At 39.4% G+C, this 7,728-nt stretch carries 9 protein-coding genes; all 9 read left to right on the top strand.

Annotated elements, in window-relative coordinates:
* Positions 1-454 (top strand): FtsX-like permease family protein (locus tag VMW01_14875; protein HUW07529.1); only part of this gene is annotated, 454 nt, incomplete at its 5' end.
* A 45-nt stretch (positions 455-499) separates the two neighbouring features.
* The gene (locus VMW01_14870; protein ID HUW07528.1) at positions 500-1,219 is read left to right on the top strand and encodes an ABC transporter ATP-binding protein; all 720 of its coding nucleotides are present in this window, start codon (positions 500-502) and stop codon (positions 1,217-1,219) included.
* Between the two features lie 212 nt (positions 1,220-1,431).
* A complete protein-coding gene (locus tag VMW01_14865) occupies positions 1,432-2,598 on the top strand; it encodes a hypothetical protein (GenBank protein HUW07527.1) in 1,167 nt (388 codons plus the stop codon).
* Between the two features lie 792 nt (positions 2,599-3,390).
* Positions 3,391-3,558, top strand: coding sequence for a hypothetical protein (locus tag VMW01_14860; protein ID HUW07526.1), 168 nt, complete (start codon positions 3,391-3,393; stop codon positions 3,556-3,558).
* 199 nt (positions 3,559-3,757) lie between these two features.
* A complete protein-coding gene (locus tag VMW01_14855; protein HUW07525.1) occupies positions 3,758-4,006 on the top strand; it encodes a WYL domain-containing protein in 249 nt (82 codons plus the stop codon).
* A gap of 5 nt (positions 4,007-4,011) precedes the next feature.
* Entirely contained in the window at positions 4,012-4,227 is a 216-nt protein-coding gene (locus VMW01_14850) for a hypothetical protein (protein HUW07524.1), read from the top strand.
* A complete protein-coding gene (locus tag VMW01_14845) occupies positions 4,220-4,690 on the top strand; it encodes a hypothetical protein (GenBank protein HUW07523.1) in 471 nt (156 codons plus the stop codon). The genes VMW01_14850 and VMW01_14845 overlap by 8 nt, the downstream gene beginning before the upstream one ends.
* Before the next feature lie 6 nt (positions 4,691-4,696).
* Complete coding sequence (locus VMW01_14840) at positions 4,697-4,888, top strand: hypothetical protein (protein ID HUW07522.1); 192 nt, start codon at positions 4,697-4,699, stop codon at positions 4,886-4,888.
* Complete coding sequence (locus VMW01_14835) at positions 4,872-7,301, top strand: hypothetical protein (GenBank protein HUW07521.1); 2,430 nt, start codon at positions 4,872-4,874, stop codon at positions 7,299-7,301. The genes VMW01_14840 and VMW01_14835 overlap by 17 nt, the downstream gene beginning before the upstream one ends.
* Positions 7,302-7,728 lie beyond the last annotated feature (427 nt).

Genomic DNA, 7,728 nt, shown 5'->3' with positions numbered 1-7,728 from the left:
GGGCATGATAGACGGTATGATGCTGATTTCACTAATTAGCTTTATGGTTATAATCTTGCTTGCGCTGGGCTTTGTAATTGTAAACACCATGCTCATGGTAATTCTGGAGCGTGTCAGGGAGCTGGGCATGCTCATGGCTGTTGGAATGAGTAAAGGGCGTGTGTTTAGCATGATAATGTTCGAAACCGTGCTGCTTACCCTTACTGGAGGTGTTGTGGGTATTGCTTTGGGTTATGGAACGGTGCTGCTTACCTCGCATTCTGGTATCGACCTGAGCAGCTTTTCTCAGGGATTGAGAGCCATAGGTTACTCGCCAGTGGTTTACCCTCATATCGATATTTTCTTCCTTCTGCTGGTTACGGCACTGGTGTTAACCACGGGACTCGTAGCCTCCATCTTTCCGGCAATAAGAGCCCTAAAGCTAAAGCCAGTGGAAGCCCTGCGACAGGATTAGTTTTTTTATTGTTTAACTCATGTTTCTTTTTAAACCCAGAATATCATGAACGTAATAGAAATTAAAGACTTAAAGAAGATATATCGGGAAACCGAAGTAGAGGTAAAGGCAGTGAACGGCATCAACCTAACCGTGGCACAGGGAGAGTTTACTGCAATTGTGGGGCCATCGGGAAGTGGGAAAACCACTCTTCTTAACCTCATAGGGGGACTCGATACTCCTACCGAAGGCGATGTTGTGGTGGATGGAACGGCGCTGAGCCAGCTCTCTTCGTCGCAGCTCATCGACTTTAGGCTTCGGAACATTGGCTTCGTGTTCCAGTCCTACAACCTTATTCCCGTGCTTACAGCCGAGGAGAATGTGGAGTTTATTATGCACCTTCAGGGTGTGGATAAGACAAAGCGGCGTGAGCGAGCCAAGAATCTTCTAACTTCTGTGGGGTTAGGCGATAGGATTAACAGCCGTCCATCGAAGCTTTCGGGTGGACAGCAGCAACGCGTGGCCGTGGCTCGTGCATTGGCATCGCACCCCAAGTTTGTGCTAGCCGATGAACCAACCGCCAACCTCGACTCCAAATCCACCGCAACACTCCTCGATATTATGCTAAAGCTTAACAAGGAGGAGGGGGTTACCTTCGTTTTCTCCACCCACGACCAGCGTGTGGTACAAAAGGCACGCCGCGTGATTACCGTGGAGGATGGCAAGGTTGTTTCCGATGTCATTACAAAGAATGGACGAAAGGAGATGGCCGATTCGCCGCAGTGAAAAATTCGCACGTAATACTTAACCTATAAATTTTGAAAAGATGTTTTTTATGTTTCGTACCATATTGCAGGTAGTGAGGCTTATTGTATGCTCGGTTCTCGGCTGCCTTAAGGAGATGGTCGATTGCTGTGACAACAACAATGCCGTTGATGGCAAATAATAGTGTAGGGGATCAACAAATATTTTTCAACGATCGCATTAAACAACGTTTCATGAAAAAAAATGGCTTTATTCTTGGTGCGCTACTCTTGGCCATAACCTCTGCAAATGCACAAGTGGTGGACTCTACAGCCTCGCCACTTACAGTTGGCGGTTACGTTAAGTTTATGAACACCAACCTGATTGAGTCGCTCAAGGGCGATTGGCTTTCGGAGAACATGTTCCATAATCGACTTAACTTCCAGTGGGCACCTTCGTCGCACTTTTCGGCGGGGCTGGGGTTGCGCAACCGTCTTATTTATGGAGATTTTGTGAAGCAAATTCCCGGTTACACCGCCATGGCCGATAATGACCCCGGTTTTGTGGATATGTCCAAGAATATTGCCTCGGGTAGCTCATACTTTCTAAATATTACCGCCGATAGGCTTTGGCTCGACTACCACCAGCAGGGGCTTGACCTGCGCGTGGGTCGGCAGCGCATAAACTGGGGGCAGACCTTTGTATGGAACGCCAACGACGTGTTTAACTCCTACTCCTTCTTCGACTTCGACTACGAGGAGCGTCCGGGTAGCGATGCCGTGCGCCTTTCGCTTTACCCAAGCTCGTTTTCCACGGTCGATATGGCGGTGAAGATGGAGCACGATAGCACTGTCACCGTTGGTTTTCTCTACAAGTTTAACCACTGGGGTTACGACATTCAGCTGCTAGGTGGTGAACTCAAGGGCAGCGATGTGTTTGCCGGTGCCGGTTGGTCGGGGAGCATTGGTGGTGCCGGCTTCGATGGCGAGGTTACCTACATTCGTCCCATCTCCAATTTTGGTGGCGCACAGGGGCATTTGCTTGCCTCGGTGGGTGGCAGCTACTCCTTTGCCAACTCGCTGTCGCTGCAGGGGGAAGTGTTCTACAACGGCTTTGCTACCGACAGCAGCAACATCGGCTTCTTTAACTACTACTACCGTCCACTCGACATTAAAAACCTCTCCTTCTCGAAGTATTCCGCCTTTGCGCAGGTAAGCTACCCCGTAACGCCGCTGCTTTCGGTGAGCCTTGCGGCCATGGCCTACAGCCAGCCCAACGCCTTCTACTTTGGACCCTCGGCCACCTACTCGCTTTCCGATAATCTGGAGGTAGACCTCAGCAGCCAGGTGTTCCACCTCAGCTCCGGCGGCATCTACCAAAATATTGGGCTGGTATTCTTCCGGCTGCGACAGAGTTTTTAGAAGAAGGAAGTTAGAAGGAGTTAGAGGAAGTTAGAAGGAGTTAGAGGAAGTTAGAAGAAGTTAAAGAAGTCAGAGAAGTCAGAGAAGTAAAAGAGTTAAGAGAATGCAACCGAGTAGAGACGCATGGATGTGCGTCTCCTTTTTATCGGTAAAAGAGTTCCACAACCAGCAGGAGCGAAATATTTTTTACCCCTAAAACATTCCAAGAATACACATAGCCCACGGCTTTAGCCGTGGGTAAGAGGTTATACCAAGAGCAAGCGGTGCACGCTGAAATAGTTTCAAAATTTACCTGCCTGCCATGCACCGCAATCACCGAAAGGAATTAAGAAAGGAGTTAAAGAATTAAGAGAATTCAACGGATGTAGAGACGCATGGATGTGCGTTTCCTTTATTCCAACAATTTACTTCTAGAACCTATACCGACGCAACATTTTTCGCCCCCAAACTTAACCTCGGAGAGGTTGCATATTAATAGCCATGGGCTAAAGCCCATGGTAGGAATCCATTCCCGAAAGTATATCCGTAAACATTCAAAATCGAACAAGGAGAACACCACGGAGCAGTAGTTCATGCCCAGTAGCATTCAGCGCCACCCTTTTGCGGTGGCGCTTTTTTTTGCAACCCGCTGAAACCCTTTGCCGGGGAGGGTAAAACTTCGTACAGAGGGGTAAAACCTTCGTGCAGACGCCTAAACCTTGCCTACAAATGCCTAAACCTTGCTTACAAATGGCCAAAACCTGCGTACAAATGCGCAAACCTTTCGTACAGAAGCCGAAAAACTTCGTACAGATGCCTAAAACCTACGCTAAGAAGGTGTTAAAACTTGCAAGGGGGCACGCCAGGCAAGGGGTTGGGGTGGGAGAGAGGGCTGGTTGCAGGGTTGCAAGGGATTTGAAACTGTTAAGAATAATTCAGAAGCAAAGCATACACTCGTTTATGCACATGAAACTTAACTAAAATAAATTTATCTTATGACAATTCAAAAATTAATTGTAGATTTCGGTTCTATCCGGTTAAAACCGTACAATACATACCAAAATGGCTGTGTTTATACAGTTTTTTCGCACATATAAGCGAGTTGTGTTACGTGTTAAAAGAAAAGCCAAATTATAACTTACGCACAATTGAAGAACCATGAACTAAATAAATCACAGTTATGAAAGACTTAATTATTGAAGCAGGTCGAAATCTAAAAACGATTTTATTAGATTACACTGAAAAAGATGGCTCAAATGAAGGGTTGAGAGAAGTTGAGCCATATAGTTTTAGGATTAAAAATGGTATTGAATATTTTTATGGGTTTGATGTTAAAAAGAAGGGCATTAGAGGCTTCTTGATTGACTCAATCAACGATATAGAGATTACCTCTAATACTTATAATCCAAGATGGGATGTTGAATTTTAGTTATTATGGAAAAATACCTAAATAGAAGAGGCAATTCGCAAGTTACCCATTTTCAAATTGAAGATGAAAGAATCATTGTTTGGTTCAAAGGTGGAAAATTGTATTCTTACAGTTATAGTAAAGCAGGTAAACACCACGTAGAACAAATGAAACTTTTAGCTAAGAGTGGGAACTCATTAAGTGCTTACATTACACAAAATGTAAGATTTGATTATGACTAGCGAATCAGAAAATAAAACTGTTACTATCTATTTTGATAGTCCAATGTCATTTGAAGCAAAAAATATTAAACCTTTAAATGGTATAACAGGCTTGTATTTTATTTTCAGTTCTAGGACTCAAGTTCAATACCCTTTTGACAAATCTAAGTTGCTTTACATAGGAATGAGCGAGAAAAGGACAAATAGTATAGGAAGCCGACTAATTGGACATTTTGAAGGTAAATCCAAAAATGTAGGATTAGTAAATTACAGGAAGGTTGAACCACTATGGTTTACTTATATAAACTTTGAAATGCTAAGAAATATTTGGGATTTCAGGGTAGAAGATTTAGAAAGTTATTTCATTTTGAATTTTGTTGAAAATTATGGCGTATATCCTATTTGCAATAATAAAACAGGATTTGAGATACTTAACAATACGATTACAACAAGTTTTAAGATTGATTGGCGTTATTTCAAATAAAACACAATGGAAGAAAATAAAGTAAAATCAGGGAAAGAAATTTTAGATGATTTTTTTAATAGGATTTCATCTATTGAAAACGTTGATAATAAGATAGCCCAAGGTTTGGCTGAATTGTACGCTAACGGTAAACTAACCGACAAAAATGTGGTCAATGAGCTACAAAAAATTCGAACAGAAAATGGAAACGAAAATTAAGAACATTACAATAACAGGTATCAGAGGAATACGAAAGTCCATTTTTTTACCACTTAATGAAAAATCTGTTCTGCTTTATGGTGATAATGGAACAGGAAAAAGTAGCATTTCTGATGCTATTGAGTGGTTTTACCAAGATAAAGTTTCTCATTTATCGGGTAGCGAAATTGATTTGAAAGATGCTTTACGAAATTCAAATCAAAAGGAATCTGAGACATCTTCTATTGCTATATCATACAACAGAAATGCGATTGATAATACAAAGAATTTGTTTAGCAAAAGAGGGAAACTAATATCAGAAATATCTAATTTGTCAGATGATTTTCAGAAGTACTATTCTGCATCTCAAAGCGAAAATTTATTGCTTAGATACCAGTTTTTGCGAGATTTCATTGACCAAACAAAGGGCGATAAACTCAAATACTTGTCAGACATTATCGGTTTTTCAGATGTTACAAAAACAAAAGACGTTTTAAGAAAGGTGTTTAATTCATTGAAATCGGAAATAAAAACACAAAATTTTGAAGCACAAATCAACAACGAAAAACAAACTCTAATTGCAAAAATTGGAGCAGCAGTCAGCCAAGAGAACAATTTGTTTGAAATAATCAATGAGATTATTGAACCATTAAAAATTGGAATTACAGTACACTCTATTGAAGATATTGACAAGGTTTTGAATCATATCAAAAAACCTGCTAATACAAAGCAACTGTCTGAACTCCAATTTTTAGAAAACACTAATAAAACACTTTCAACGCTTAAAGGTGAAATATCATTCATTGACGAGGAATATAAAAAGTACTTTATTGAGTTTAATAAAATTGCCGAAGATGTTCAAAGTATTATGCAAACATTTTTGGCAGAACTGTTAAAATCAGGAGAAACTGTTATAACAAAGAAATTTCATAAAGAAGATAGCTGCCCCTTGTGTTTGCAGCAAAAAAATCTTGACGAATTAAAAGAAGACATTCAGCGCAGGTTAAGAGAAATTGAAGAATCATCTAAAAAGAAAGTTGTTTTTGATAATACTAAAAAATCTGTTGCCGACATTATAATAGAACGATTAAAACGTCTTGATTTTACCGCTAATAATGCCTTGCTTAATGAAGCAGAAAATGAGAATATCAAAAATGCAATAAGTAGTTTGAGCGACAAACTTAGTGAATATCTAAAATCAGCCAATGAGAAAGTCACTTCTGGAAATAAACTACCAGCGAATAACATATTGATTTTAACTGAAAATGATTTCAAAGTACAAGAGCTAATTAACACAAGATTTGAAGTAATACAGTCTGCAATTAAAAATGATAAATCAACAGAACTTTATGCAAATATTTCTGCTGCAAAAGATGCATTTTTGAAAATAAAACGTTTTGAGAAAGATAGAAGTAAATTAGAATACCAAAAAAACTCCTTAGAACTTATTTTCAATGAATTTGTAAAACGCCAAAAAGAGGGATTGGAAAGCTTCATAAACACGTTTTCCACATACATCAACGATTACTATGAATTTATGAATCCTGATGAACAATTTCACGAAATCAGGATTGTAACCATTGGTGAAGACGATGAACTAAACGGTATCACTATTGAATACAAATACAATGATACTTGGGTTTCTCCACCACAAAAATATTTTAGCGAATCACACTTAAATTGTTTCGGAATTTCATTTTTTCTGGCTTCTGTAATCGCTTTTAACAATGAAAATAATTTCATCGTGTTAGATGATGTTATATCAAGTTTTGACTCTACACACAGAAAACGCTTTGCAGATTTGTTATTTGAAAAGTTTGCAAATTATCAATTCATTATTCTAACACACGAAACGGAATGGTATAACTATGTTCAACAATTAGCAAAAAGAAAAGGTTGGATAATTGGAGAAATTAAATGGACTGAATCGAAAGGTGCACACCTTGAAGAAAAACCAAGCGACCTAAAAGAATATATTGAACGAGAACTGGCAAACAGTTCTGTTGAAACACTTGGAAATCCAATACGAAAATATTTGGAAGCCAAGCTAAAAGATATTTGTTTGAATTTAGATGTTAAAGTAAGTTTCAGACTAAATGATGTGAATGAAAAGAGAATGCCTGATGAATTATTGAATGAGTTAAAATCAAAAATAAACAGAAATGGAGGTCAGGATTTAAAAGCAAAAATTCCTATCATAGACCGTGTTGCAAACTCTTCTTTGCTTGGAAATTTACTTTCTCACGACAATCCATTTAATCCAAAACTTGGTGACTTAAAAGCATTTTGGGCAGACATGAAAGAGCTTGATACTATTTTTTATTGTCAGGAATCAACCTGCAAACGACCAAAGGTGTCAATAAAAAACTACGATAATGTGGCAAAGAAAATAAGGTGTGGATGTGATACAACTAAGTATGATTGGAAAGAATAGCCTATGCTATTCGTAAGCATATTTGAAAGTTCCGCTCGGAATGAATCGATAATAGGCCGGACAAGCAGTGCCACCATCCGCTTGGGCTACCCCAGCAGCCAAGATTTACGCCCATGTGGGTAACCAAAGCCTAAAATAATTAAGGCGCCTTTTGACGCTCTGTAAATTAATTGTAGATTTGGGTATGATACGGTTAAAACCGCACAACACATACCAATGTGGGTGTGTATGTACAGTTTTTCCGTATATGTAAATTGTTTTTAGCACATTATGAAATACACCTAACTACATGACAAAAATTTAAATATTCCGATATTGTCTTGATAATAAGCGTTTAGCAGCACAGTTGCGATGTAGGTTAGACCATATTTAAAAATGCTTTTGGCCAGCTTCCCGTGCTTCTTGACCTCGATCGGTTTGATGTGCT

Source organism: Williamwhitmania sp. (genome assembly GCA_035529935.1).
Taxonomy (GTDB): Bacteria; Bacteroidota; Bacteroidia; order Bacteroidales; family Williamwhitmaniaceae; genus Williamwhitmania.
The sequence above is the reverse complement of the archived record's forward strand: the minus strand, read 5'-3'. Positions and strand labels throughout refer to the sequence as shown.